The sequence below is a fragment of the Candidatus Eisenbacteria bacterium genome (assembly GCA_005893305.1).
Lineage (GTDB): Bacteria > Eisenbacteria > RBG-16-71-46 > SZUA-252 > SZUA-252 > WS-9.
In genome coordinates this window covers 22,595-48,278 of sequence record VBOZ01000001.1, presented here as the reverse complement: position 1 = coordinate 48,278, position 25,684 = coordinate 22,595, and the positions used below count along the sequence as shown (strand labels likewise).

Sequence of the window (25,684 nt, the reverse complement as noted above, 5' to 3'; positions counted from 1 at the left end):
CTAGAAGCTCCCGCCGAGGCGGACGCCGACCAGGACGGGAGCGTCCGAGCGCTGAAGATTCCGCGCGGCCGTGACGGCGACCGGTCCCTCGCCCAACCGGATCCCGAGTCCCCCGTCGAGAGCGAAATGCTGGCGGGGGAGGTTGTCGCGGCCGGACCAGGCGGCGCCCCAGTCGAGAAACGCGAACGTCCAGACGTTCTTCCTCGCCAGGAGGTAGTACTCCGCGTTCGCGAGGAGGAGCTGGTCGCCGCCGAATCGTTTGTATTCGTGCCCGCGCAGCGTCCCGATCCCGCCGACGTGCCATAGCTTCTGCGGGGGGAGATCGCCGTCGATGGTCGAGCCGCCGATCGCCCGGATGCGGGCTTCCTGGCGGGGGCTCAGCCGGAGGCGCGTGTGGGCCGCGCCCCGAAGCCGCCCATACTCCGAGTCCCCGTCGATGGGCGACCCCGCGCGTTCATACGTGAGCTCTCCGTTGGTTCCTCCGGTGAACGGGAGCGGCGAAGGGCCTATCCGCCCGAAGATCGAGAGGACGCCTTCCTTCCCGTCTTGGATGGGGGGATTGGGGCGAAATTCGTCGTCCTTCCCGAAGATCGAGAATTTCGTCTCGTTGGCGAGCGATCGCACGTCCTCCGTGACGGCGCCGACGCCGAGGGCGAAGTCCCGGCCCGGCTCCCAGCGCACGGATCCGTCGATTCCCTCCGCCTCGTAGAGATCCCGGTAATCGGTCCGCGCGAAGAGCGCGAAGAACGTGTTCTCGGTCTCGTCCACGATCCATCCGTCCTCGGTCGCGGTGCGCCGGTAGGCCGAACCATTGATGCGAAAGCGCCTTCGATCGCCGAGGGGAGCGTCGAATCCTACGTCGTAGAGGAATCCCTCGCGGGAGAACGCGTATCCGACCGCCGCGTAGAGGAGAGGGCGGAGCTCCCGCTCGTTCACGACCGCGCCGCCCAGGTGGAGGGCCGGGCCGTCCACGCGGTTGTACCGAATGCGGACGAGCGGGGTTAAGTGCGTGGCCTCGGGAAGGCCGGTGTATAGGGTCTCCCAATCCGCCGGACGGAATCCGGGCGCCGGGGCCGCGGAATCGGCGGGAGCCGCCGTCCCAGCTAGAGCAGGCGCCCCCGAAAGCAGCCACGCCGCGGCCACCGCGGCCATCCCGGCCGCCGCGATCGCGGATGCCGCGCTAAGAGCCGGCGGTCTCGCGCGCCAGCCCATACCGCTTGATCTTCCGGTGGAGATAGCCGCGATCCATCCCCAGGCGCCGCGACGCCTCCGTCACGTTCCACTGGCACTGCTTCAACGTCGAGAGAATGGTGTCGCGCTCCGCCTTGTCGCGCGCGGCCTTGATCTCGCTCGGCGGGTCGTCGTCGGATTCGGAGGGGAGCACCTCCTCGACCTCGCCGAGGCCCACGGTCTCACCGTCGGTCATGATGAGGATCCGCTCGATCAGATTCCGAAGCTCGCGGATGTTCCCGGGCCAGGAGTACTTGGTGAGACGATCGATGGCCTCCTTCGAGAAGGCGCGCGGTGGGCGTCCGTGCTCCGCCCCGAGCTGAGCGACGAAGTGGGCGAGCAGGAGCGGGATGTCCTCGCGCCGCTGGCGAAGTGACGGAAGATCGATGGGGACGACGTTCAAGCGATAGAAGAGATCCTCCCGGAATCGTCCCGCCTGGATCTCCGCGGGAAGATCCTTGTTCGTCGCCGCCACGATCCGGGTGTCGACCGAAATCGTGCGGGTTCCTCCGAGGCGCTCGATCTCGCCGGTCTCGATCGCGCGCAGGAACTTGGCCTGGGTATCCAGGCTCATGTCGCCGACCTCGTCCAAGAAGAGCGTGCCCTCGTCGGCGGCTTCGAGGCGGCCGCGCTTCATCTGGGTCGCGCCCGTGAAGGCGCCCTTCTCGTATCCGAAGAGCTCGCTCTCGACGAGGTCCTTGGGGAGCGCCGCGCAATTGAGCTTCTCGAACGGCCCCCGCGCCCGGGCGCTCGCCTTGTGGATCGCGCGCGCGACCAGCTCCTTGCCCGTGCCGCTCTCGCCGGTGATCAGGACCTTCGCGTCCGTGCGCGCGACCTTCGCGATCTCGGCGCGAATTTGTTCCAGGCCGGCGCTCTTGCCGACCATCTGGTCGCCCGCGCCGGTCATCGCGCGCAGCCGCTCGTTCTCCCGCTGAAGCGCGCGGATCTCGAGGGCGCGCTCGACCGTGAGGTGGAGGCGGTCGGGCCCGAACGGCTTCTCGACGAAATCGGCGGCGCCGAGGCGAATCGCCTTCACCGCGTCCTCGATCGACCCATGGCCCGACATCACCACGACGGGGAGATCGGGGTTCGCCGCCTTGGCGATCTCCAGGAGGGCGAGGCCGTCCTTGCCTGGGAGCTTCAGGTCGGTCAGAAGGAGATCGACGCGCTCAAGGGACAGGATCCGCTCCGCCTCTTCGGCGCTCGGCGCGGTCACCGGGTCGTAGTGGCGCTTCAGGCTCGCCGCGGTCTCGAGGAGGACCGACGGCTCGTCGTCGACGATCAGGATGCGGGTCTTCGATCCGGCCGCGGGGCTCACCCGGTTTCCTCGTGGGAACCCGAAGCGGCCGGCACCGTGAGCCACGCCCGCGTTCCGACGCCGGGGCTCGAATCGAGGCCGAATCTTCCCCCGTGCTGCTCCACGATCCGCTGGACCAAGGTGAGCCCGAGGCCGCTCCCGGTCGATTTCGTGGTGAATCCGGGGTGCGTCGCCCGCTCGAGGGTGGCCGCGTCCATGCCCGGGCCGTTGTCCTCGCATTCCAGCGCGACCCCGCCGCCGCCATTCGACTCGCGGCGAACGCGCAGCGTGACGACGCCGCGATCTCCCACGACGTCGGTCGCGTTCTTGATCAGATTCACGATGACCCGCTGGATTTGGCCCGCATCCGCCCAGGCTAAGGGAACGGGACGCTCCACCTCAACGCGGAACTCGACCGGAGAGGAGCCGTCGTAGAGCTTCGCCGCGTCCTCGACGAGAGCGGCGAGGTCGCACGGCGCGAACTTCGGCTCGGGAAGCTGGGCGACCGCGGAGAATGCCGTCGCGAACTCCTGGAGCGAGTGGACCTCGCGCAGGATCGCCTCGGTGTTCTCCGCGACCACCTCCGCGCGGGGTGGCTCGCCGCGCCGCGCCTCGTCCCGGAGTCTCTGGAGCGCGAACTGGATCGGCGTGAGGGGATTTCGGATCTCGTGCGCGACCGCGCGCGCGACCTCGCGCCACGCGGCGAGGCGCTCCGCCCGGAGGAGCGCGCGACGCGACGATTGAATCTCCTCCACCATCCGGTTGAACGATGCGGCGAGGAAGCGGACCTCGCTCGTTCCGGACGGCTTCACGCGATGGGACAGATCTCCCTGCGAGGCCTGCGCCATGCCCTCGCGGAGCGCGACGATCGGCTTCGCGATCCCCTTCGATACGAGGTAGGCGAGGCCGAAGCTCACGGCCCCGAGCACCAGGCTCCAGAGGCCGGCGAAGATCCAGAGGCTCCGCTGCGAGAGCCACGTGTAGACGCCGAGGCGCTTGTACATCGAGAGGTTCCTCTGCAGCGCCACGATCTCCGAGGAGATCTCGGGATCGAGCTGGTACCCGGTCAGGATCGCCCTGTCGCTCCCGACCGCGGCGATGCCGCTCACCTGCCGGGGCGCGTCGTCTCCCGAGACGAGCCCCCCGTGCTGGAGCGCGTCGAGGATCGACTCCCGGTCCGGTTGGGGAAGGGTGATGCGGGGGCCGAGCCGCGCGCCGAATACGCGCTCGACGCCGCCACGAATCCGGTAGAGACAGACATAGTCGAGGCCACGGCTTCTCGCTTCGTCACGGAGGAAGCGCTCCAGGTCGCCGCTCCGATTGGCGGGGAGGAGCGCCGCCGCCTCCGGTTCCTGCACCATCGCCTCGGCATGCTGGCGCGCGTCGCTGGCCAAGCGCTCGATGCCGCCGCGAATGACCTCGAGCGACTGGGTGAGCGCACGCTCCGTCTCCGGGTTCTTGAGCGCCGCCAGGCTCCGCGCCAGATACTGTGTGACGAAGAAAGTGAGCCCCAGCGAGGGGATGAGGGAGACCAGAAAAAAGAGGGCCAGGAGTCGCCCTCGAAGCGTGCCGATCATTTCCCGCCGCCGCTCCGCCGCGTCAGGGGAGCGCGCCTTCCGCTTCGCCCGCCAGCTGGCCGCACGCCGCGCCGATCTCCACGCCCTGGCTGTACCGCACGGTCACCGCGGCGACGCGGGGCGCCAGGTAGTCGACGAACCGCTGGATCCGCTCGGCGGAAGGACGGCGGAAGCGGCCCGGGCCGATCGGATTGTAGGGAATCAGATTCACCCGGCACGGGAGCTGCCCCACCAGGCGGACGAGCCGCGCCGCCTCGGCCATCGTGTCATTGATCTCCTCGATCAGGATGTACTCGAACGTGACCCGCTGCCGAACCTTCTCGATGTGGATCCGGACGGCGCGCATGAGCTGCTCGAGCGGGTAGCGCCGGTTCACCGGCATGAGCTTCGAGCGAAGCTCGTCGCTCGCGGCGTGCAGCGAGACCGCCAGCCGGTAGCGCCGCCCCTCGTCGGCCAGGCGGAGGACCTGGGGCACGAGGCCGACCGTGGAGATCGTGATCCGCTTGGACGGAACGCCCATCCCGTTCGGGTCGGTCAAGATTCCCAGCGCTCCCAACACCGCGTCGTAGTTCTCCAGCGGCTCGCCCATCCCCATCATGACGACATTGAAATCGTGTTCTCCCTCGGGCAGCTCGCGCCGGAGGCGGATGGCTTGTTCCAGGATTTCGCCCGTCGAAAGGTTCCTGCCGCGTCCCATGCGGCCCGTGGCGCAGAAGCGGCAGGCGAAGCCGCAGCCGTGCTGCGAGGAAAGGCAGAAGGTCACGCGCCGCGGCGTGGACATGTAGACCGATTCGATGACGCCGCGGTCCTCGAGTGAGAGGGCCACCTTGCGGGTGCGGCGGTCCGCCGTCTCCCGCCGTCCCTGCTCGGCCAGCGTTCCGATGCGGAACTCCTCATTCAGGCGCTCCCGCAGCTTCGCCGGAAGGTTGGTCATGGCTGCGAAATCCGACGCACCGCGGGCATAGATCCATTCCGCGATCTGACGGCCCCGGAACGGCTTCTCGCCCATGGCAATGAGAACCCGCGCCAGCTCCTCATGGGTCAGCCCGAGGAGACTCTCGCGCCCGTCCCGTGGCGGAGTGATGCGGCCATTTTGTGGTCTGATAACGGTTTCCGTCTTTACAACCATAGTTACATATGGTACGGTCGATTGGATCGCGGAGTCAACCGAAGGGGGCATGCCGCGCAACCGTCCGTCGCTTTTCCGAGGGTCCCGTTCTAACCTCGACCGAGTCCACCGTTAGGATCGGTGCCGTCGATATCGGCACCAATTCCGTCCGGCTGCTTGTCGCCGACGTCGATGAGAGGGAGCGCCTGCGCACCGCCCATCGAATGGGCGAAATCTCCCGGCTGGGCGAGGGCCTCGATCGCACCGGCGCCATTGACGATGGCGCGGCCGCGCGCACTCTCGAGTGCCTCGAGCGCTTCGTCCACGAGGCCGAGTACAGCGGCGCGAGCCGCATCCGAGTCGCCGGTACCAACGCCTTCCGCGTCGCCCGAAATGGTCCCGAGCTGGCCGCGCGTTTCTCCGAGCGAATTGGGTATCCGGTCGAGATCCTATCCGGCGAGGAAGAGGCTCGGCTGGTCTTCCTCGCGGTCCTGAGCGGGCTCAATCACTCCCGCGGCCACTCCATCGTCGTCGACATCGGGGGTGGGAGCACGGAGATCATCAGCGGTGAGGGTGAGACCGGCACCCAGGTGATAAGCCTGGAATTAGGCTGCGTCCGGCTGACCGAGCGGATGGTCCGCAGCGACCCCCCATCGGAGGCGGAGCTCGAGAAGATCAGGGGCCACGTCCTGGACGTGTTCGCGGAGAAGCTTGGGGCGTTCGACGTCAATGGAATCGAGCGCGCGATCGGCGTGGGTGGTACCGTGACGGCGTTCGGCGCGCTGGACCTTGGCCTCGTCAAGTACGATCCCTCCAGGATCGAGAATCACCACCTGACCCGCGAGCGCATCTCGAGCATCGGGAAGCAATTATGCGCGATCCCACTCTCCCAGAGACGGGACCTCGCGGGCGTGAGCCGCGGGCGCGCCGACATCATCCCAGCGGGGGCGATCATCCTCTGCGAATTCGTGGCGCGATTCGCGGTGAACGGCGTTTCCGTATCGACCAGGGGACTTCGCTACGGTTTGGTCCTGAGCGAGGCTCGGAAAGCGGTCCGAGGCGCCGGCCAGTCGGCCCGGGCCTAGCTGCCCCTTTCCGGGAGTCGCTCCGGTTTCCCCAAAATCAGCTGACCTTCGACCGCAAAGTGCGTTCCGCGCGACAAATCGCTTGACCACGCCGCCATACGAAGTTATCTTCATTAGTTAGAGGTAGTGTTCGTCAGAGGGTGCCTGCCTCCTGCGCGGGGGCATCCCTCTCGGCCAGCGGTAAGGCGATCGCGGCTAAGACGCTCACTGACGAGCTGCCCGAAACAGTCAAGGGAAGTGGCTGATGCGCCGGGTGCCGCTTCACCTTCGAGGAGCAAGGGAATGAGGGTCCTGGTTCCACGCCGTTTCATCCGGTTAGGTGTTCTCCTCGCCGTGCTCTGCCTGACTCCGGCCATCTCGCCATCCGCGTTCGCCCTTCCCAGACCGTTCAAAGATTTGGGGGATGAAAATCCGCCCCCACCCAAGGGCGACGGTGATGGAACGATCGTGAAGGGTGCCACCATGCAGATTGGCATCTCCTACGCGACGGTAACGAGTGGTCATCGGTTGTCGGTCGGAAGTACCGTCAGGAACTACCTCCGGCTGATTCGCATGGGCTACGGCCTGCGCTGGTATTGGTAGCATCTCCCGCGGCGCGGGCGATGCGTGGCCAGGTCAAAAGCCTGACCGCGCTCCGTAGTATGGAAGAATTCGAGGGCCGGAATGGACGGACTTGTCCCCAAAGACCGATCGGACATTCCGCACCGAACCTCTGGCGCCTCGCCGGCTCGAGCGTCGACAGACGCGGGGTCGTACGGGGAGCACAAGGCTCAGGAGCTCGGAGATCTCTACTTCGCGGCGGATAACTACGTCGTCGCGCTCGAGTACTACCGCCGAGCTCTAGAGGCGGATCCGAAAAACGGCAGTCCACAAAATGGCGACGATCTGCTCCGGATCGGGACGCAAATCGTCGAGTGTCTGCGGCATCGCGGCGACCTGAACGAAGCCGTCGACTCGCTCCACGATCTACACCGCCGCCTCCGCCCGCATGTCACTCGCGAGCAGGCGGGGCGCCTCGCGGCCAGCCTCGCGCTGCTCCTCTTCGAGCGTGGCCGGTATCGCCCCGCGCAGCGCGCGGCGACCCTCGCGTATCGCCTCCTCCGCGACACGACCCTGAACCTCGATATCGGGCGCACCGAGATGATTTTCGGGGTCATCGCCCTCCGCACCGGGGACTGGAACGCGGCCCGCGAGTATTTCGAGAGCGCGATCGCGACCTACCGGCGCGCCGGATACGACGCGGGGATGGCCTCGGCGTACAACAGCCTCGGCCTCCTTCACAAGAACCACTGCCGCTTCAAGGAGGCGGCGCGGTTCCTCGAGCAGGCGCTCCGGATCGGCGAGCGCTCGGGTCTCTTTCACGACTCGGCGACCTACGTCCACAACCTCGGCATCGTGCACGAGAAGATGGGCGAATGGGACCTAGCCGAGGATCACTACCGCCGCGGGCTCCAGATGAACACCGAGGTGGGAAACCCCGTTGGGAAGGCGCGGGCCCTCTTCTGCCTGGGCAATTTGCGCCGCAAGCGCCGCGACTTCGCCACCGCCGAGAACCTGATCCGGCAGGCGCTCGCCCTGTCGGTCGAGCGAGGGTTCCCACGGGAGACGATTCTTTCGCGAGAGACGCTCGGCGATCTCTACGCCGACCGCGACATGCTCCCCGAAGCGCGGGCCGAGTACGAAACCGGCCTCGCGATGGCCGACCAGATCGCCCCCGATTCCGACCTCACCGTCGAGCTGGTCCGCCGCCTCGGGGACGCGCAGCTTCGGATGGGCGAGATCGAGGGCGCGAAGCGGAGCGGCGAGAGGGCACTTGCGATCGCGCGCCGCCTGGGTGACCGCATCGAGGAGGCCTGCTCGCTCCGGCTCCTCGGCCTGACGGCTGCCGAGGCGGGCGATCTGCCGTCGGCTCAGGAGCGCCTTGGCGAGGCGAGCCGCATTCTCCTCTCGATCGGCAAGCGCTACGAGCTCGCGCGCTTGAACCTCGGCGCCGGCCTTGCGTGGCGGCGGCGAGCGCGGAAGGGCAAGTCTCGGGGCATTCTCGACGAATCGATCGGGTTCCTCCGCCGCGCGGTGGCGGCATACGAGAGCCTGGCGCTGCCCACGTTGACGGCGCGTGCCCTGCTCGAGCTGTCGCGGAGCGAGCTGATGCGGGGCCAGGTCGACGAGGCGGTGCTTCATTTGGATCACGCCTCCTCGTTGCTCTCGCCGGAAGACGACCCGGCCCTCGCGCGCGAGATCGAGGAGTTCCGCGCCGAGATCGAGCAGGGTTTGATCGAAGGGACTTCCGCCCAGAGCAACGAGTTCTCGGCATTCGAGGAAATCCGGAGCGTGCTCCGGGGCGTCGACGCCGAGTCGGCGGTTCAGGATGTGCTGGCCGTTACCGCGCGCCGCGTGACCGCCGCGCGCGGCTGCGTGGCCGCGCCCGCCGTCCACGGCGGGATCGAGATCGTCGCGTCGGTGGGAATGTCGTATCGCGTCGCGCAGGATCTCCTGAGCGAGCTCGAGCGCCGGATCGGGGCGGCGCGCCTCGCCTCGGCCCCCGTGGTCTCGAGCCGGGCGGGCGCCGATGCACGCTTCCGCGACATGCCGGGCACCACCCACTTGAGCCCGCGCACAAGCATCGCGATCATGCCGCTCTCGCTCCCGTCGGGGCTTCCGGGCTACCTCTACCTGGACCGCCCGGAGGAGAGCGCGCTTGGCGCCTTCAAGCAGCGGGAGATCAATCTGATCGCCATGCTCGCGAACCATGTCGCCGTGGCGATCCTCGAGCTATCGCGCCAACGGCTCGCGCGCGAGAATTCCGCGCTCCGGGGGCGCCTCATGGGATCGGCCAACGACCACGGCATCGTCACGCGAAGCCCCGAGCTGCTCGAGATTCTCTCCCTGCTGGAGCGGGTCGGCCCGAGCGACGCGACGATCCTGATCGAGGGCGAGACGGGGAGCGGCAAGGGCCTCCTGGCGCGCGCGATCCACGCGTCCAGCGCCCGCGCGACGAAGCCGCTCATCCAGGTCAACTGCGCGGCCCTCCCCGAGCAGCTGCTCGAGAGCGAGTTGTTCGGCCACGTGCAGGGCGCCTTCACCGGCGCCGTGCGGGAAAAGGTGGGCCTCTTCGTCGAGGCGAACGGCGGGACCCTCTTCCTCGACGAGGTGGACAAAACGACGATCACGATCCAGGGGAAACTCCTACAGGTCCTTGACAACCGCGAAGTGCGTCCGGTGGGCGGGAACAAGTCGACGAAGGTGGATGTCCGCGTCGTCTGCGCCACCAACGTGAATCGTGAATCTCAACGCGCGGATCGCGCGCGGCGAATTTCTCGAGGACCTCTACTACCGGCTGAACGACATCTGCTTCCGCGTCCCGCCGCTCCGCGAGCGGCCGGAGGACGTGCCGCCCTTGGTCGAGCACTACTGCCGGCGCTTCGCGACCGAGATGGGGAAAGAGATCCGCGGCGCGGACCAGGAATTGATTTCCCTCCTGGCCGGCCTTCCATGGCGGGGGAATGTGCGCGAGCTGGAGAAGGTCGTGAAGCGCCTCGTCGTCATGGCCAACGACGGGGACACGCTGTCGATCGAGCTGTTGCCCCGCGACCTTCTCAAGCAAGAGGAGGAGAACGGCGATTCGCCGTCCACGCTCCGGGCCGAGGTTGCCAAGGTGGAGCGCCGGCTCATCTCGCAGGCTCTCGAGCGTCACAATTGGAACAAGCTTCAGGCCGCCAAGGAGCTCTCGCTCTCCTACCCGACGCTATTGCAGAAGATAAAGCTCTTCCGCCTCGATCGAAGGATCCCAAGTCGTCAAAAGGCTTAAAAGTAGTTATTAAACTACTTAATAGTCGTAAGTATATGTGAATAAACCAACTTCCGACTCCGCTTGGTTTCACTGTCAAATTAGACCCCACTTCCGGCGTGCCCCAACCCTCCAAGCTACCCATCGGCGACGATTCAAACAATGAGCTAACCATCAAATTAACATCCTGTTACGCGCTCGCGAGTTCACTTGTTTCGGACCTGCAAAATCTTGGCACGCGGGATGCAATGCAAAGTGCCCGGAGGGGGGGACCTCCAAAGAGCCCGCAGGCCTAGCCAGCGTTAGACCATGGGTTAGCCGCCAATTCGAGCACCGGCCTCGGAAGAAGCGGCGTAACCCGAAGAGAGCTGGCAAGGCCGGGGCTCAATTTTTTTATCCTTCCGCAATCCTCACCCGCGTAAGCGGTTACACGCCCGCCTCTCGCTCATCGTTTTCCCGAATCGGCCGATATCTTCCAAGCGGCATCAACCCGGACAGGCTCGCGCGCTTGCGCCTCCGCCCTTGGGTAGAGCCGGTCCCGTTCGGAGAGCCCGTCGTTGGCCGACAGCGAAGCAGGGAAGGCGGCAGCGAGCCACGGACGAATCCTCATTGTGGAAGATGAGGAGGCGCTGGCGAGACACCTGAGATGCCATCTGCAGCGGGCGGGCTACGAAGTTCGAATGGAGCACACCGGGAAGGCGGGGCTGGTGGTTGTCGCGGAGCATTGGCCGGACCTGGTGCTCCTCGATCTGATCCTGCCGGATATCAGCGGATACGAAGTCTGCACCGAGCTTCGACGTCTCTACCGCCCGTGGCACCTGCCGGTCTTGATGCTCACAGCGCTCAACTCACCGAAGCACCGCCTGCTCGGCTTCGGGCACGGCGCGGACGCCTATCTGACCAAGCCGGTCACCTCGGGCGAGCTTCTCCGCACCGTCGAGACCCTGCTCAGCCACAATGTCCGAGGACTAGGCGCCGGCCGTTGAGGTTCCAGACGAATCCCCGACCTTCCTGCCGAGCTGCTTCTCGATGCAGCGGAGCACTTCATCCGTGCTCACGGGCTTCGCGAGGAACGTTCGCCCGCCGATGACCGGCTTCGCGCGCGTCGTCTCCTTCGAGACGCCTGCGGTCAGAAACACGATCGGCGTGTCCTTGAGGTTGGGGTCGGCATGGATCTGCGCCGCGACCTCGCCCCCGTCGACGTCAGGCATGATGACGTCCAAGAACACTTGTTCTCGCAGTGGACCTTGAACGCACCGGTCCGCTCGAGGTTCAGCTTCAGCATCCGCGTGAAGCTCGGCTCATCGTCAATCAGGAGTATGCGAATCTTTTCCATTGGAGCATCCCTCCCTTAAGAGCTCTGAATGTGGAAGACGACGGTGGCGCGGGCACCGCCGTTCTCACGGTTGGCGATTTGAATCGTGCCGCCGTGGAGCGCGATGATCGTCTTGCTCATCGCGAGGCCGAGCCCCGTTCCCTTGCCGGTCGGCTTGGTGGTGAAGAACGGATCGAAGAGCCTGATCCGGGTTGCTTCGTCGACGCCGGTGCCCGTGTCCTCGATCTCGACGACGAGGACGCTCTGCCCGATACGGAATTGGTCCGTCCGTCGGATTCCGACGTGCGGCCCCACCGTCATTCGTCGCCGCGAGGTCCTCACGGTCAACGTGCCGCCCGAGGGCATCGCGTCGATCGCGTTGATCATGAGGTTCACGAAGACCTGCTCGATCTTCGAGGCGTCCAGCATGATGTTCGGGAGGTCGCTCCCCAACTCATTGACCAGCGTGACGTGGGCCTTGGAGAGCGAGTGGCGGACCAGACCGGCCGACTTCTTGAGGATCTCGTTCAGATTTCCGTCCTCCAGCGAGAACTCGGTGGCGTGCGAAAAATCGAGCAAACCGCGTATGACGTGGTCCGCGCGCCGCACGGCCTCTTGCACGTCGGCCATGGCCATCGTGACGTCGGGGTCGGGGTTCGGAACCGCCTGCGAGAGGAACTCCACCGCCGAGAGGATGATCGCGAGCGGATTTTTCACCTCGTGGGCGACCCCGGCGGCGAGACGCCCGATCGATTCGAGCTTCGCCGCCTGGACCAGCTGGAGCTGGGCGGTCTTGACCTCTTCGTGCGACTTGCGGAGCGCCGCCAGCGCCTGGCGGAGCGCCTTTTCCCGCTCGCTCAATTTCTCGCTGCTCCGCTCAGCCTGATCCAGCGCTTGCTGGACCGCCGTGATGTCACGCGCGATCGCCACGCCGCCGGTCACGCGCCCCGCGTCGTCGCGCGTGGGAGCGACCGAGAGGGACACGTCGATCGGAGCGCCGTCGCTTCGGAGCCGGACGGTCTCCAGGTGGTGGACCTGGTCCCCAAGCTTGATGCTCGTGATCATCTGGGGCCATTCGTCGCGCCGGTCCATCGGGACCAGAACGGAGATCGAATTGCCGAGGATCACTTCCGCGGGATATCCGTAGATCCGCTCGGCGCCGCGGCTCCAGCCGGTGATGATTCCATCCAGGTCGATGGCCACGATCGCGTCGTCGGAGAGATCCTGAATCGCGGCGAGCCGCGAGGCCGCCTCCGCGCCCTTGGTGGAGGCGCGCGGAGCGCGGGTGCCCGAATCGATCTGTCGATTTCCGGTGCTCATGGATCGTCTCCGCTCAGGCTCCGAGCGCCGCGAACGATGCGGTCTCGGTCGCGTCGATGCTCAAGAACCGGTCGAGGTTCAAGAGCTTGACGACCGAGTCGACCGCGGGCGAGAGAGAGGCGAACCGCACGCTCCCGCCCTGTTCCTGAAACTGCTCCACCAACACCAGCAAAGCGCCGATGCCGCTCGAGCCCATGAACGAGACCTCGGACAGGTTCAGCACCAGATTCTGACCGTTAGCCTGGATCTCGGCGACCCGCTGCAACAGGATGGGAGACGTCTTGACGTCGAGGCGGCCCTTGACCCGCAGAAGCACCGCTTCACCGCGATCCTCCGGTTTCGAGATCTCCAATTCGTTGGTCATGGCGAGCCTCCTCCCATCTGGACTATCGGCAGAATTGCCGTCGAGCTGTACGACCGCAGGCAGTAGCAACGTGAAGATGCAACCCTTGCCCGGCTCGCTCGTTGCGGTCAGGTGACCGCCGAGCCCCTCGGCGAGCCGCCGGGCGAGGGAAAGCCCCAAGCCCATGCCGCCGACGAGACGGGTCATGGAGCCGTCCAGCTGCTGGAACGGCTCGAAGAGAGCGGAGAGCCGGTCCGCCGGGATGCCGGGCCCGTCATCGACGACGTCGATCCCGATCCACTCCCCACCGTCCTGCGCGACCCGGCGCACGCGGAGCTGGATCCGCGCGCCCGCCGCGGTGAACTTCACCGCGTTGTCGATCAGGGTGTCCAGGATCTGCCTCAGGAGCTGCTCGTCGAATTTCCCCTGCAATACGTTCGCTTCGCGCACGCAGGTGAATTCCCTCAATTCCGACGAAACGCCCGGGACGCGCTCGAGGTAGTAGTCGGAAACCGCGGCGACCACGTCTCCGGTCACGAAATCGGGGCGAAGGGAATCCTGCTCCGCCTCCGAGAACGTGAGCAGGTTCTCGATCATCGACAGCAGTTTCCGCGATTGGTTGCCGGCGTAGTGGAGCAGCTGGCGCCCGGAAGCGTTGCCGTCGGTCACGCCACTCTCTTCGGCGCGGGCGACGCAGTCCAGGGAGGCGATGATGGCCGTCAGGGGCGTTCGAAGCTCGTGGTTCACGTTTGCGATGAACTCGGACTTCAACCGATCCAACTCTTTGAGTCGATTGTTGGCCATTCGGAGCTCGCGGTTTCGCTCCAGGAGCCGCCCGTAGAACCTCTCGTTCTGCATCGCGACGCCGGCGATGGCGAGGGATGCCTGCAGGGCCCGGATGTCGTGGTCGGAATAGGGGGCCCCGTCCGAGCGCGCCCCGAGCGCGAGGATGCCGAGCATCTCTCCTCGAACCCAGATCGGGGCGAAGAATCGGAGCCCAGCCCGGTCGGCGACGTCTCGCATCGATCCGTCCGTCCCCGCAGCCAGGTCCGCGACCACGAGCGGGTTCGGCCTCGCGCGGGATCGCTCCATCAGCGTCGCGGCGCCCTGCTCGATCACAAGCCGTGCCTGCGCCTCGTCCACCCCGTGAGACTTGACGAGCACCGGGAAGCTGGCGCCTCCCTCCGGAACCAGCCAGAGGCAGGCCCGAGTGGTCTTCAATTGCCCCATGAGGTTGACGCAGCGTGAGCAGGTGGCTCATTTCCATGAAGGCGCGAACCGTGACGTCGGATGGGTCTACCGCCGGCGCCGCCGGCGCCGCGATCGCTTGTTTGAGGGCCTTGAGCGGATTACGCATTCGGCACCTCGTCCTGCTGCTCGAGCTTCAGCGGGTCCCACTCGAGGACCGTGATGTTTCCCACGTTTGTCCCGGGGTGATAGACGACCGCGCTCATCGTCCTGTAGATGATGTCGAGCCCGAACCCACGCCCGCGTTTCCGAACCGCGGGGTCCTCGTAGTCCGTCTTCTTCGCCCGGTCGGGCCGGAACGGGCGCCCCTCATCCCGGAGGACGAAGCAACCCCGCGTGGCCGGACCGGCCGCGGAACCCGGACCGGCCGCGAGACCCGCGCCGGGCAGCCACCAGAGCTCGAGCGTCCGCGCAGGGTCCTTTCCGTATCCGTGCTCCACGACGTTCGCGCACACCTCGTAGAGGACCAGATCGAGCATGTCGGCCCCGCCGCTCGAGAGACCTCGCGCCGCGCCCGATCGGTCCAGCCACTCGCGGATCCCCACGAGGGAGTCCAGGGTCGCGGGAAGCTGGATGCTCGTGCCGCGCTTCCGCGCGGCCTCGAAACGCTCCGCGTCGGGAAGGGCGAGGGTGGATCCGTCCACGGAGAACGCTCCGGGGCCGGGTCGGGCGCCGGGGTCCCGGCTGACGACGAGCACCGTTTCGTCGTCCATGGGCAATCCGTCGCCCCGCCACTTCTCGACCGCGTGGTGGAGCTGGTCGAGAATCCCTCGCGCGCCCGACGGTCCCGCGACCGAAACGATCGTCTCCATCCGGTCGAATCCGAATTCCTGCCCGAGAGGATCGCTCGTCTCGTTGATCCCGTCCGTGAATTGGACGAGGGAGTCGCCCGGGGCGAGGTCGATGACTTGGTCCTCGAGGGTCCGGCGGATCGCTCCGCCCCGGATCGCTCCGAGCGGGATTCCCTTCGACCGGTGCCACTCCGTGCGGCGCGTTTGTCCCCGGTAGACCAGAATCGGATTGTGTCCCGCGGAGGAGTAGACCAATCGTCCGGTCTTGGAATCGAGCTCGCCGTAGAACATCGTGACGAAGCTTCCCCGCTGGAGCGTCTCGCCGAGACGCTCGTCGAGGACGGCGAGAAGCTCGGCCGGGGAGTGATGGATCGAGCGCAGGGCCCGGAGGAGCGAGAAGATCATCGCCGTGATGAGGCAGCCCGCGAGGCCCTTCCCCGAGACGTCCGCGACGGCCAGCGCGATCTTCCCGTCGGGGAGGGGGATCACGTCGTAGTAGTCGCCTCCGACCTCGGCCGCCGCCCAGTGCCCGCCGTGAACCACGAACTCGCCGGCGACGGTCTGGCCCGAGGGAAGGATCGAGCGCTGGATCTGCTGCGCCAGCTCCATCTCGCGGGCGAGACGCTCGCGCTCCACCATCTCGGTCTGCGCCTTCATCAGCGCGGAGGCCATGCTGTTGACCTCTTCCGCCAAGAGACCGAACTCGGTCCGATTCGCGAGCCGAATCGGCGTGCTCAGATCCCCGCGCCCGATCCGCTCGATGCCGGTGCGGAGCGCTCCGATGGGCCGGAGGAGGAGCGACATCAGCCCGAACGACAGCGCGGCCCCGGCGAGGAGAAACGCTCCCAGGATCAGGAACTGCTGCCTGCGGATCTGCCCCATCGCCTGCTCGACGTAGGCCCGGTTGAGACCCACGAGGGCGCTGCCGAGGATCTCGCCGCGCGAATTGAGAATCGGAGCCGACGCCACCAGCATCTGCCGGTTCCCCGTGATCGATTCGTGCGGCCCGAGGGGCGCCGTGGTCGGGACGGGGACGAGCCCCGGGGGCGGTGTGTAGGGGCCGCTCAAGAGGCGGACGTCCGGGTGGCCCTGGATGTTGCCGTGGCGGTCCAGGACCACCACGAGGGCCAGCTCGGGCTGGCGCGCCTGCATCTCCCGGGCGAGCGGCGCCAGGGTCAGCTCGGGGTAATCGGTCACGATGGCGCCCGAGCTCGTGAGGGCGAGGTTCCGAGCCTGGAGCATCAGGCGGCTCTCGATCTCCCGCGCGAGGACGTTTCGCGTCCTCTTCTCCATGAACGAGGTCACGCCGAGCACGATGAGCGTCGTGAGCACGACCGCGGCGCACGCGACGATCCAGCGGATGCTCCAAACCGTCCGGCGCGGAAGAATCGGCGTCATCGACCCTCTCCCAGGATCTCTCGGGTCCGGGCCTGCTGCGTGCGGGCGCGCGCGATGTACCCGGCCGCGCGTGAATCCTTGGGGTCGACCTGGAGCACCCGCTGCCAGCAGCTCACCGCTTCATCCAGTTTTCCCGACGCGAAGAATTCCATGCCGCGCATCAGGTACTCGCGCTTCAAGTATTCGTCGACGCGCTTGTACCCGGGCCGGATGGACCAGACGAGCTCCCAGTAGCGGAGCGCGTCGTCGAGCCGGCGCTCCTGCATCGCGGTCTGGCCGCCCCGATAGAGGGCCTCCACCTCGCGGTCCTGTTCCGGGCTGGGCGGCTGCGGTTTCTCCGTTTTCACGACCGCGGCGACCCCGGCCGCGGCTGCCCTAGCACGTGCCAGCGCCGCGGCGGCGTCTCGGAGCCCGTCGGCCTGCGGATCCAGATTTCTCGCCTCGGCCAGGGGCCCCTCGGCCTCGTCAGGAAGCTGGGCCTCGATACTCTGCCGTGCCTGCTTGATGAGGCTCGCAGCCCGGCGGGCGATCGCCTGCTCGGTTCGGCGGAGCATGAGGGCGGCGTCCGCGTCCTTCGGGTCGACCGCAAGGATGCCGGCGAAGCCGATCCGCGCCGCCGGAAGCGAGTCCGCCGCGAACGCGTCGGAAGCTTCGGCGAACTTCCGGCGGATGCTCTCGGTGCGAGCAGCCCGACGGTCGCCCGCCTCGCGGCAGCGGCGCTGGCCGGCGGTCGCGGCGGAGTCCCCTGGGGCGATCGCGAGAGCCCGACCGTAGACGAGCGCGGCCGCGGCGTAATCGGACGCGTCCTCGAGCTGCTTTCCTCGACCGCGCAGGGCGGCCGCCTGGAGCGCCGCTGCCTGGGGATGATTGGGATAGAGAAGGTCGACCGTCCCGAGCAGGTCGAGCGCCGACTCGTACTCGCCGCGGGCCTCGGAGGCTTGCACGCGAGCCAGGAGATCCTCGACCTGCTTCGCCTGCCGTTTCTGGAACGCATCGTCGAGCCTTGCCTGGAGGTCTTTTTCCTTCGCTTGCGAGGCCGCCTCCCGCTGCTCGGACACCGTCATGCCCAGGGCCCGGGAGATTCCGAATCGATGGACGCCCGTGATGTCGCCGTCCTCGTAGGTGTAGTCCACGGAGAAGCCGCGCCAGGCGACGGCCGTGCCCGCGGTGAGCCGGCCCGAATTGAACCCGCCGCGAATGCCGAGAAGCGGGTGGAGCTGCAATTCCATCCCCGCATGAAGCTTCGTCGCCACGCCCGCGGACTTCTCGAAGTCGAGGAGGACAAGCGCGGACCGCCCGCCAGGGGCCGGCGCGCGAAAGCCGATTCCGGATCGGAGCACGGCGGGGTCGGGCACGCTCTCCTGGTCGAGGCGGATCGAGGGAGGGATCAGGTTGCGCACCGAGAGTCCCCACGTCAGGCGACTCGCCCAATCGGCGTTGGTGCGAAGCAGCGCGCCCGCGCGCAGGAGAACGCCGGCGTCGAGACCCAGACCGCTGCCGCTGAATCCCGCCAGGCTCTGACGCTGGAGCTTCACCGTTCCCCCGACGCTCACGGCGTCGCCCAGAGAGCGTCCGAAGCCGAGCGCGATCTCGGTCTGCGAATCGGAGAGGCCGCCGTCGAGGAGGAGGTTCCGATCGTCGCGCTGCTCGACGCCCCCGATGCCGAAGTGGAGGATCGAGATGCCCGCCGTGCCCCAGCGCCAGTTCGGGAGCACGACAGCGACGAAATCCTGCTGCGATCCCAGGTCCGCGTACTCGGCGTGGGTGGCCAGGATCTCGAATCTTTGGCGGATGCCGAGGCCGGCCGGATTCCAGATCATCGCGCTCGCGTCGTCCGCGAGGCCGACGAACGCGCCTCCCAAGGCGAGGGCGCGATTGCCCGCGCCCGATGCGAACACCGATCGGGTTCCGCCGTCGTCCGCGGCGTGGGCGGGGGAGACGCACGCGATGAGCGCCAGGGCGCAGATGAGGGCGGCTGACGGTCGGGCGGACATCATCGGACGACCGCGACCTTTCGGATTACCCGGTCGTGGGAGCCGCTGTCGAACTTGACGGTCAGCTCGGCGATGTAGACGCCGTTTCGGACCACGCGCCCGACACCGTTCCGTCCATCCCAAAGGTCGCTCTGGTTCATTCCCGATGGACGCGCCGCGTTATCGAGGAGCGTGGCCACCCCGTCGCCGCTCGGCGTGACGATCCGGAGCGTCACGCGGCCGGCCTGGCGCAGGTAGAAGGCGAAGGTGGTCGATTGCCGGCCGCCCGCGAACGGGTTCGGGTAGTTCGAGTAGCTCTCGCCTAGGGTGAGCCCGCCGAAGCTACCCGCCTCCGTCCACATCGGGAAGGTTGAGCCGGGGGCGGGCTGAACCTGGACTTGGAGGAGGGCGCTGGACGGCTGAACCACGCCGATCCCGGCGGCGTCGCAGCCGACGCGGAACGTCGGGGGCGTGGCGCCTGGACGGAGCACCGTGCGCAATTCCACGACGACGCTCCCGCTCGGCGGAACCCCGATCGGGGATCCGGCCACGAGCGTCGCCTGCGTGGAATCCGCCGTGAGCGCGGCGCTCTGCGCCCAAGGGACGCCGGAGACATAGGCGACGGCGCCGGAGGCGGCCGCGCCGAACGCGACCGTGCCGAAGTCCCGATCGCCCGCGCGAAGGGTCAGGTGATCCAGGAAGATCGAGTCGGAGCTTGCCGCCGCCACGTTGCGGAGCGTGAGCCTTCCGACCGTGATGGTGTCGCCGTCCGCTGCCAGCGTCGCGGGCATGCGGCTTTCCAGGCCCACGACGAGGTCGCGCGCCGGGGCTACGAGATGCGTCAAGCCTGAGGTGAGCGGGAATTCCGTGCCGGATTCGGGCACGACCGCCGTCGCCACGCCCGTGTTCGCGTCCGCCGCGCGAATCCCGCCCGCGAACACAGCCAGCTCTATATAACCGGCGGGCGCTGCCGCCGAGATGTCGACGCGGATGTCCAGGGAGTCGGTGTCGCCCGGCTCCAGCACGGGGCTGGGGAGCGCCACGCCCACGGTTCCGCCGGTCGAGGGTGGATTCGGAACGCTGGCGATCTGGACTCCGTTCCATAGGACCCGCAACGCGTCCAGATAGGCGGACGGGGTCAACGGCCGCCGCAGCTCGTCGCGGCACTGCACGTAGAGCGAGTCGACGCGGATACGCGCCGCGCCCGGAGCATCCGGATGACGGAGCTTCGCCGTGAGCGCCGCGACATCGGGTTTCCCGACGGTGACCTGCGGCGGGAATCGAGGCGTCCCGCTTGCCGCGAGCGTGTCGGCCGCGGCTTCGACCGTGATCGTCGGCCCGACGATCGTAGGCGTGGCGTAAAGGGCCGGTACCCTCTCGCCGGTGCTCGCGTCGGTGACGGCGAACGTCGCGGAGTCGCCGAGCAGGATCTGAAACGCGCCCAATTGGGCGCTGGTCGCGACGTCGCCGGTCAAGAAGACGTCGAGGGGCGTGTTCACCGGGACGGTAAGGGGTGGGCTCAGGACCAGCGTAAGCGTGGAGCCGTCGGTCGCATAGACGATCCGGTCACTAAGAAGGGTCTGCAGGGCGGTTCTGACGCGGATTCGACCCAGGTAGTCCGACGCCCGCGGTACGGCCACGCCGTTCGTATCGCTCACCGTGACCTCAAATGATGAGATCCGGACGTCCGAGGTGAACCCGGTCTGCCCAGGGTTCTCGACACGGAGGGTCAGAAGCGGGACGCCGGCCTGGCCGCGTCCCACTCGCGCGGGAGGGGCCGGCACCGCCGCCACGTCCAGGTTCAGCGCCGGGCTTACCAGCCGCGCCAGCCCGGACCGGACCGGATAGGTCGATCCTTGGAGCCGAGCGTTCACCGGCGCACCGCTGTTGACGTCGCTGGCCGCGAACCACGTGCTGTCCGAGATCACCACGCGAAAGTCGGACGCTGTGGCCGACGAGGAAATGTCGAGTCGCAGGCTCAACGTGGCGCTCTGAGCCGCATCCACCGTGACCGGTGAGGCGAGGGTGAGCTGCACTTCCGCGCCGGCATTCTCGAGCGTGGTTTTCCGGAGCAGGACGGTGGTTCCCATGCCCACGGTGACCGCGGTCAAGAGATCGGAGGGGACGATGCCGGCCCCGGTCCCGTCCTCGACCCGAATCCGAAGCGCGGACAATCGGACTGACGCCGCCTGCGCGCCACCGTTGTTGGTGAACGTCAGGCTCAGCGGAATCACGTCGGTCTGGCCGCGGCTGACCGTCGCGGGCATCGAGGAGGTGGCCGTGTAATCGATGCTCGAGACGCTCTGGAAAACCTGGTGCGTATTGGACGTCGCGTCGACGGATCGGCGGACGAGTCCGCTTGTAGCTCCGATCCCCTGCGCGTGTCCGGTGAGCATCACGTCGCCCGGGCCCGAAGCCGTGTAGGTCCAACGGAACGTGTCCGACGCGGCCGGAGCGAGGCTGAAGGACGCGGGGCTCGGGCCGCTCGCGAGCGTGAGCGCGCCGGCGCCGGAGGCGGCGAGCGCGGTCGGCACGACGCCGTTCACCGACTCGCCGCCGACGTTGCGCGCGACCATGAGCACGCCCACCTGCTGCCCGACCGTGCTAGCAGCCGGATCGATCTGCATTGTCACGAGGATGGGAGCGTTGCTGATCGTAATGGTTTGGGGATTCGTGATCCGGGCGTCGATGGGTCCGTCGTTGGTTGAGCGAACCACGATGCCGCCGACCGGGATCGCGAGGCGGACGGTTGCGGAATCCCGGGGGGACGCAGAGACGGTGAGGCCAACGAAATAGTGGCTGGCCGATGGGTCGACTCCCGCGAGCGTATCGGCGAGGAGCGCGCTCCGCCACCGGCCGCCGGAGAACGTCAGGGGGCCGAGGTCCCGGTCGTCGCCAGATCCGGCCGAGAAGGTGCCGTCGCCCCCGTCGCGCCAGAGCCGGAGCGCGGCGATGTCGCTCGTGACCGCGTCGCCGCGGTTTTCCACGATCAAGCTGTCCAGGAGATCCAAGGCGTAGCCGTTCCGCGGCACTTTCACGTCGAGCACGAGAATTGGCCCGTCGCCCGGCCCCACCGTCGCGACCGGAGCCCCGACATTGGTTACCTGGGCGGCGAGCATTCCGTCGACCGTCAGGCGCGCGCCCGAATCAAGTGGCCAGACCGCCACGACGCGCGTCGGCTCGCCGAAATCGACGTCAAGAGATCCCGAGACGTTGAGGGACAGCACGTCCGGGTCCTTCGCGCCCGTCATGGAGACGTCGGCGGTCACGAAGAGGTGCCGCGTCTGGCCGGGGGTCCACGGCCATGCGAACCCGCTGAAGGTGGCCTTACCGTTATGAAAAACAGCGGTCGCGAGGATGGGGTCTTGGCTCGGACTGTTGTTGAGGACCCCGTTATTGTTCCCGTCGCCGCGCAGGGTGACGCTCATCTCCCCGTCTCGATCATCCTGAGATCCGGAGCCGGATGTGGTGTTCGTGACCGTGAGTGTCGAGAGGGTCTTGGCCGTCGAGTAGGTGTTCTTGGCGAGGACATGCAGGATTTGGACCTTGGTATCGCCCGGATTGACGACCGACGCTCCCACGGCGCTCGTCGTGAGCGTGACGCGGTCCGCAGCGCTGATCGTTTGGAAGTTGGGGTTTCGGACCACCGCGTCGATCGGCCCGTCATTGGCGCTGATCATGCCGACGCCGAAGGGACTGGTTGCCGGGAGGCTGAGCCGGATCGTCCTACCCTCCGAGGCCAGATCTCCGATATCGACGCCGAAAAAGAGCCGGATCCCGCCTGCGGGAACCGGCTCGGTGAGCCCGGTCAGGCGCCAGAGGCCGCTCGAGAATGCGAGGGACCCAAGCAGCCGATCCGATTGGGGGTCGAAGATGCCGTCGCCGCCGTCGACCCAGGCGCGGAGGCTCGTGATGTCGGAGCCCGCCGCGGCAGTCCCTTCATTGAGCAGCCTCAGGTCTTGAAGTTGGTCCGCCTCGTATCCGTTAGCGGGCAGGACCAGCTCGAGCACGCGAGCGTTCTGGGTTCCCGCGAGGACGGTGCCGGCCGGGACCGGGTTGACCGTCATTTGGGCCGCGACCATCCCGTCGATCGGGAAGTTGCCCGCCGGATTCAGAGGGTACGTGCCCCCCGCGGTGTTCCCGGACTGGAATGTCATGTCCGACGCGGCCTGGATCATGAGGTCCAGTGCGTCGCCGTCTCTAACGAGCAGCGGCACGTTCCCTACCACGTGGAAGTAGTTGGTGGCCCCGAATATTCCGTCCTGAATCGGGACGTTCAACCCAGCGAATCGGATCTTCCCCGCCACGACGGTCGGCGCGACTGGGACGAGGGTGTCTTTGGTCGGGTCCGGATTTCGGTCCCCGTCATCGATGTAGAGGCGGAGACTCCCTAGCTCCGAGTCGCGCTGCGTCTGGTCTCCGGGGCCGGTCGTAGCGTTCGTTAGCGTGAGGGAGGTGAGCGTGCCACTCCCTACCGAGGTGCTGATCTGAAGCCTGAAGTAGGCGACGTTCGCTTGTCCCGGACGTACGGTCGCCGGGCTCTGCGACGCCGACGCCGTCAGCCCGATCTGCGCTTCGGCGGGAGCAGCGAGGAGAATCGAGGCGAGACATGCCAAGGGTAGGAGTGTTCGGATTATTCGCTTCATGGACGGATTTCGCCTCCTAATCCCCTCGCAAATGACTTCCCCATATATCGGTAAGCAAGGTGGTCGCCTTGAGCCCCGGAACACCTATTGACATCTTCGGCCGTGGCCGCCGCGGGAGGGCTCAAGCGCCGTCAAGGACCCTGTAGCGCCCTAGTCACAGTGTCTCGGCGACGCCCTCTTCCGCCCCCGGTCGGCCGCAAAGCAACACTCCATCAAGATATTTGTTTGCAACTACTTACGCCCATGCTTCCAGGGCCGCCACCCTTGGCACACGGCTTGCGGTCTAGGTCGTGCGCCGTCGGGCCTTGCAGCCGGCGGGGACTTGAATCGAACGAAGTGACGGACTCGAAGGAGGTGGGCTTCGTGGTTGGAACCTGGGGTAAAGTGCTCGCGATCGCGGGGCTTTTGGGAGCCGCGGGGTGCCACAGCAACGACACGCTCGTGGCGCCCGATTCGCCGCCGTTCCGCGTGGACGGCGTGTACAGCGTGACCGGCGACGGGCTGGTGACCGTGTACTGGCGTGCCAATCAGGAATCGGACATCGACCACTACAAGGTCTATCGGAACTTCGCGCCGACCGGTACCTTCACGCTCATCGGCACAACCGGCGACACGCATTTCGAGGATAGAAGCGTCATCAATGGGACGACGTATTACTACGCCGTCGCGGCAGTGGATCGGTCGGGCCAGGAGAGCCCGGAGCTTAGCTTCGAGAACGTATTCGACACGCCTCGGCCCGAAGGAGTGAACGTCAACCTTACGAACGACAACGCGGACAGCACGGTGAGCGGCTGGGACTTCTCAGCCTACTCGCGGCGCCCGTCCACCGATACGCGCACCGACATGTACTACGCGGCGGCGAACGGCCACTTCCTCGTCTACGTCCCTACCGACACCAGGATTCAGGACACAGGGTTCGTCGCCCTCGTGGACGTCGACTTCGCGCCGCCTTCGGGCTGGTCGGCGGACGGCGTCGTGGAGGCCATTCCCGGGCACAGCTACATCGTGCTGACCAGGGACAACCACTACGCGAAGTTCGAGGTCGTCTCGCGCAGCACGAGTCTCATGAACATGGACTGGGCGTACCAGATCGATCCGAACAATCCCGAGCTCGTGAGGAAGGCCCCGTGACGCGGCCGCGCGCGTTCGTCCTCGCTCTTCTCGTCCTCGCGCTCGTCCCGGCGGGGACGGCGCGCGCCGTGACGCGCGTGCCGGAAGGTGGCGCGACGGGAGGCGGCCAAGGACTCACGGCGGACGTCTGGATCAACAAGGAAGAGGGCGGCGTTTATCGTCCGGGCGAGAGCATGCGCGTCTTTTTCCGAAGCAACGCGGATGCCTACGTACTGGTCTACAACATCGACACCGAGGGATACATCCACCTCGTCTACCCGTACGGGCCCGCCGATCCGATGCGCGTCGAGGCGGGCCGCACGTACATCATTCCGCAGCGGCACGACCCGTACGACCTGGTGGCCGACGGGCCACCTGGGATGGAATTCGTTGTCGCGGTCGCGAGCAGGTTCCCGTTTCAGGATTTGCCCTGGTATTTGACGAGCGGCGCGCCCGAATCGGAGCCGGCCGACCGCGGCGATCAGGACGACGAGCTGGAATCGGGGGTCATCGTCGGCGATCCGTACGTCGGGATGGAGCGGCTCAACCGGCGAATCCTTCCCTCACAGAACGAGGGCGATTCCGACGCCAACGAGACCTACTTCTACATCGACCGGCGCGTGGAGTACCCGCGCTACGTCTGCGCCGACTGCCACTACTCGGCGTTCGGCTTCGACCCCTATCTGAGCGTTTGCCCCGTGATCGACATCCGGATCGACGCCACGTGGGTGCGGTACGCGCCCGTGCGCGTCAGGACGGCCCGGCCGCGGTACTACTACTGGGTCCGGCCCACCGCGCCGAATCGCTACCGTGCCTGGAAGGAGCGTTGGTCATCGATCGACGGTGGAGCGACCCTTCGCTCGCGGTTCGTCGTCGAGCGGAGCCAGCGTTCCGTGCGAACGCGCGACATGAAGAATCGCCGCGAGCCGCCTGAGTTCCGCGATCTGAGGCGCAGCCGCCCCGGCCGGCTCTGGCAGGGCAGGGACGAGGTGCTCAGGTTGTGGGAGAAGGAACGGCGCGAGGGTGGCGGAAGGCCTTCGTCCGGCGCCGATCGGCGCGACGGCAAAGACCGTGCTCGGGTTGGGCGAGAGCAGCCGCAAGATCGCGGCGGAGAGAAGGACCGCGGGAGAACCCAGGAGCCCGGCAGGGGCCCGAACCGGGATCGGGGGCAGGGACGCGATCAGGGCCAAGATCAGGGTCAGGGTCGCGACCGGGGCCAAGGTCAGGACCGTGGCAAGGAGCGCGACCGGCCACAGGAAAGGGAACGACCGCAGCCGCAGGAGCGCGACAAAGGACAGGACCGAGACAGGGGACAGCGGGACCGCGGGCAGGATCAGCAGGACAGCGGCCAGGATCGCCGGGACCGCGGACAGGATCGCCAGGACCAGGGGAATTCGCAGAGGGATCAAGGCGGATGGAGAGATCGGGGACGCTGACCGGCTCTCGTTGACCGCTC

15 protein-coding genes and 1 pseudogene are annotated in these 25,684 nt (G+C 67.2%); 6 read left to right on the top strand and 10 right to left on the bottom strand.

Translation table 11 applies throughout. The features are described 5' to 3' along the window. The 4 genes from E6K79_00185 to rlmN are packed head-to-tail and all read right to left on the bottom strand — an operon-like array spanning position 1 to position 5,284. Positions 1–1,212, bottom strand: coding sequence for a hypothetical protein (locus E6K79_00185; protein ID TMQ67367.1), 1,212 nt, complete (start codon positions 1,210–1,212; stop codon positions 1–3). Continuing rightward, a complete protein-coding gene (locus E6K79_00180) occupies positions 1,181–2,548 on the bottom strand; it encodes a sigma-54-dependent Fis family transcriptional regulator (GenBank protein TMQ67366.1) in 1,368 nt (455 codons plus the stop codon). Before E6K79_00180 ends, E6K79_00185 begins: the two co-directional genes overlap by 32 nt. After that, on the bottom strand, positions 2,545–4,104 hold the full coding sequence (locus E6K79_00175) for a HAMP domain-containing protein (protein ID TMQ67365.1): 1,560 nt from the start codon (positions 4,102–4,104) through the stop codon (positions 2,545–2,547). Before E6K79_00175 ends, E6K79_00180 begins: the two co-directional genes overlap by 4 nt. A gap of 22 nt (positions 4,105–4,126) precedes the next feature. Next, complete coding sequence (gene rlmN, locus E6K79_00170) at positions 4,127–5,284, bottom strand: 23S rRNA (adenine(2503)-C(2))-methyltransferase RlmN (protein ID TMQ67364.1); 1,158 nt, start codon at positions 5,282–5,284, stop codon at positions 4,127–4,129. Between rlmN and E6K79_00165 the strand changes: the two genes are divergently transcribed. From E6K79_00165 to E6K79_00150, 4 genes are all read left to right on the top strand, one after another. Further along, positions 5,242–6,297, top strand: coding sequence for a Ppx/GppA family phosphatase (locus E6K79_00165; GenBank protein TMQ67363.1), 1,056 nt, complete (start codon positions 5,242–5,244; stop codon positions 6,295–6,297). The genes rlmN and E6K79_00165 overlap by 43 nt on opposite strands. Before the next feature lie 282 nt (positions 6,298–6,579). Next, on the top strand, positions 6,580–6,879 hold the full coding sequence (locus E6K79_00160; protein ID TMQ67362.1) for a hypothetical protein: 300 nt from the start codon (positions 6,580–6,582) through the stop codon (positions 6,877–6,879). An 81-nt stretch (positions 6,880–6,960) separates the two neighbouring features. Further along, positions 6,961–10,146, top strand: a complete 3,186-nt coding sequence (locus tag E6K79_00155; protein ID TMQ67361.1) for a tetratricopeptide repeat protein — start codon at positions 6,961–6,963, stop codon at positions 10,144–10,146. Positions 10,147–10,641: 495 nt separating this feature from the next. Continuing rightward, complete coding sequence (locus E6K79_00150; protein TMQ67360.1) at positions 10,642–11,070, top strand: response regulator; 429 nt, start codon at positions 10,642–10,644, stop codon at positions 11,068–11,070. Here the strand turns inward: E6K79_00150 and E6K79_00145 are convergent. The 6 genes and pseudogenes from E6K79_00145 to E6K79_00120 form a co-directional block, all read right to left on the bottom strand. Further along, positions 11,053–11,420: pseudogene (locus E6K79_00145) on the bottom strand (response regulator). The gene E6K79_00150 and the pseudogene E6K79_00145 overlap by 18 nt on opposite strands. Positions 11,421–11,435: 15 nt before the next feature. Beyond that, entirely contained in the window at positions 11,436–12,719 is a 1,284-nt protein-coding gene (locus E6K79_00140; protein TMQ67359.1) for a PAS domain S-box protein, read from the bottom strand. Between the two features lie 13 nt (positions 12,720–12,732). Beyond that, positions 12,733–14,292 (bottom strand): anti-sigma factor antagonist, encoded by a 1,560-nt coding sequence (locus E6K79_00135; protein ID TMQ67358.1) that lies wholly within the window; start codon positions 14,290–14,292, stop codon positions 12,733–12,735. Positions 14,293–14,411: 119 nt separating this feature from the next. Next, the gene (locus tag E6K79_00130; GenBank protein ID TMQ67357.1) at positions 14,412–16,499 is read right to left on the bottom strand and encodes a HAMP domain-containing protein; all 2,088 of its coding nucleotides are present in this window, start codon (positions 16,497–16,499) and stop codon (positions 14,412–14,414) included. Further along, positions 16,496–18,496 carry a hypothetical protein gene (locus tag E6K79_00125; protein TMQ67356.1) on the bottom strand — a complete coding sequence of 667 codons (2,001 nt, stop codon included), beginning with the start codon at positions 18,494–18,496 and terminating at the stop codon, positions 16,496–16,498. Before E6K79_00125 ends, E6K79_00130 begins: the two co-directional genes overlap by 4 nt. After that, positions 18,493–23,118: a hypothetical protein gene (locus E6K79_00120; protein ID TMQ67355.1), complete on the bottom strand. Its 4,626-nt coding sequence runs from the start codon at positions 23,116–23,118 to the stop codon at positions 18,493–18,495. The genes E6K79_00125 and E6K79_00120 overlap by 4 nt, the downstream gene beginning before the upstream one ends. Before the next feature lie 336 nt (positions 23,119–23,454). On the opposite strand from E6K79_00120, the gene E6K79_00115 reads away from it, so the two are divergent. Both E6K79_00115 and E6K79_00110 read left to right on the top strand, forming a co-directional pair. After that, complete coding sequence (locus tag E6K79_00115; GenBank protein TMQ67354.1) at positions 23,455–24,249, top strand: hypothetical protein; 795 nt, start codon at positions 23,455–23,457, stop codon at positions 24,247–24,249. Further along, positions 24,246–25,664: a DUF4384 domain-containing protein gene (locus tag E6K79_00110; GenBank protein TMQ67353.1), complete on the top strand. Its 1,419-nt coding sequence runs from the start codon at positions 24,246–24,248 to the stop codon at positions 25,662–25,664. The genes E6K79_00115 and E6K79_00110 overlap by 4 nt, the downstream gene beginning before the upstream one ends. Positions 25,665–25,684: the final 20 nt, after the last annotated feature.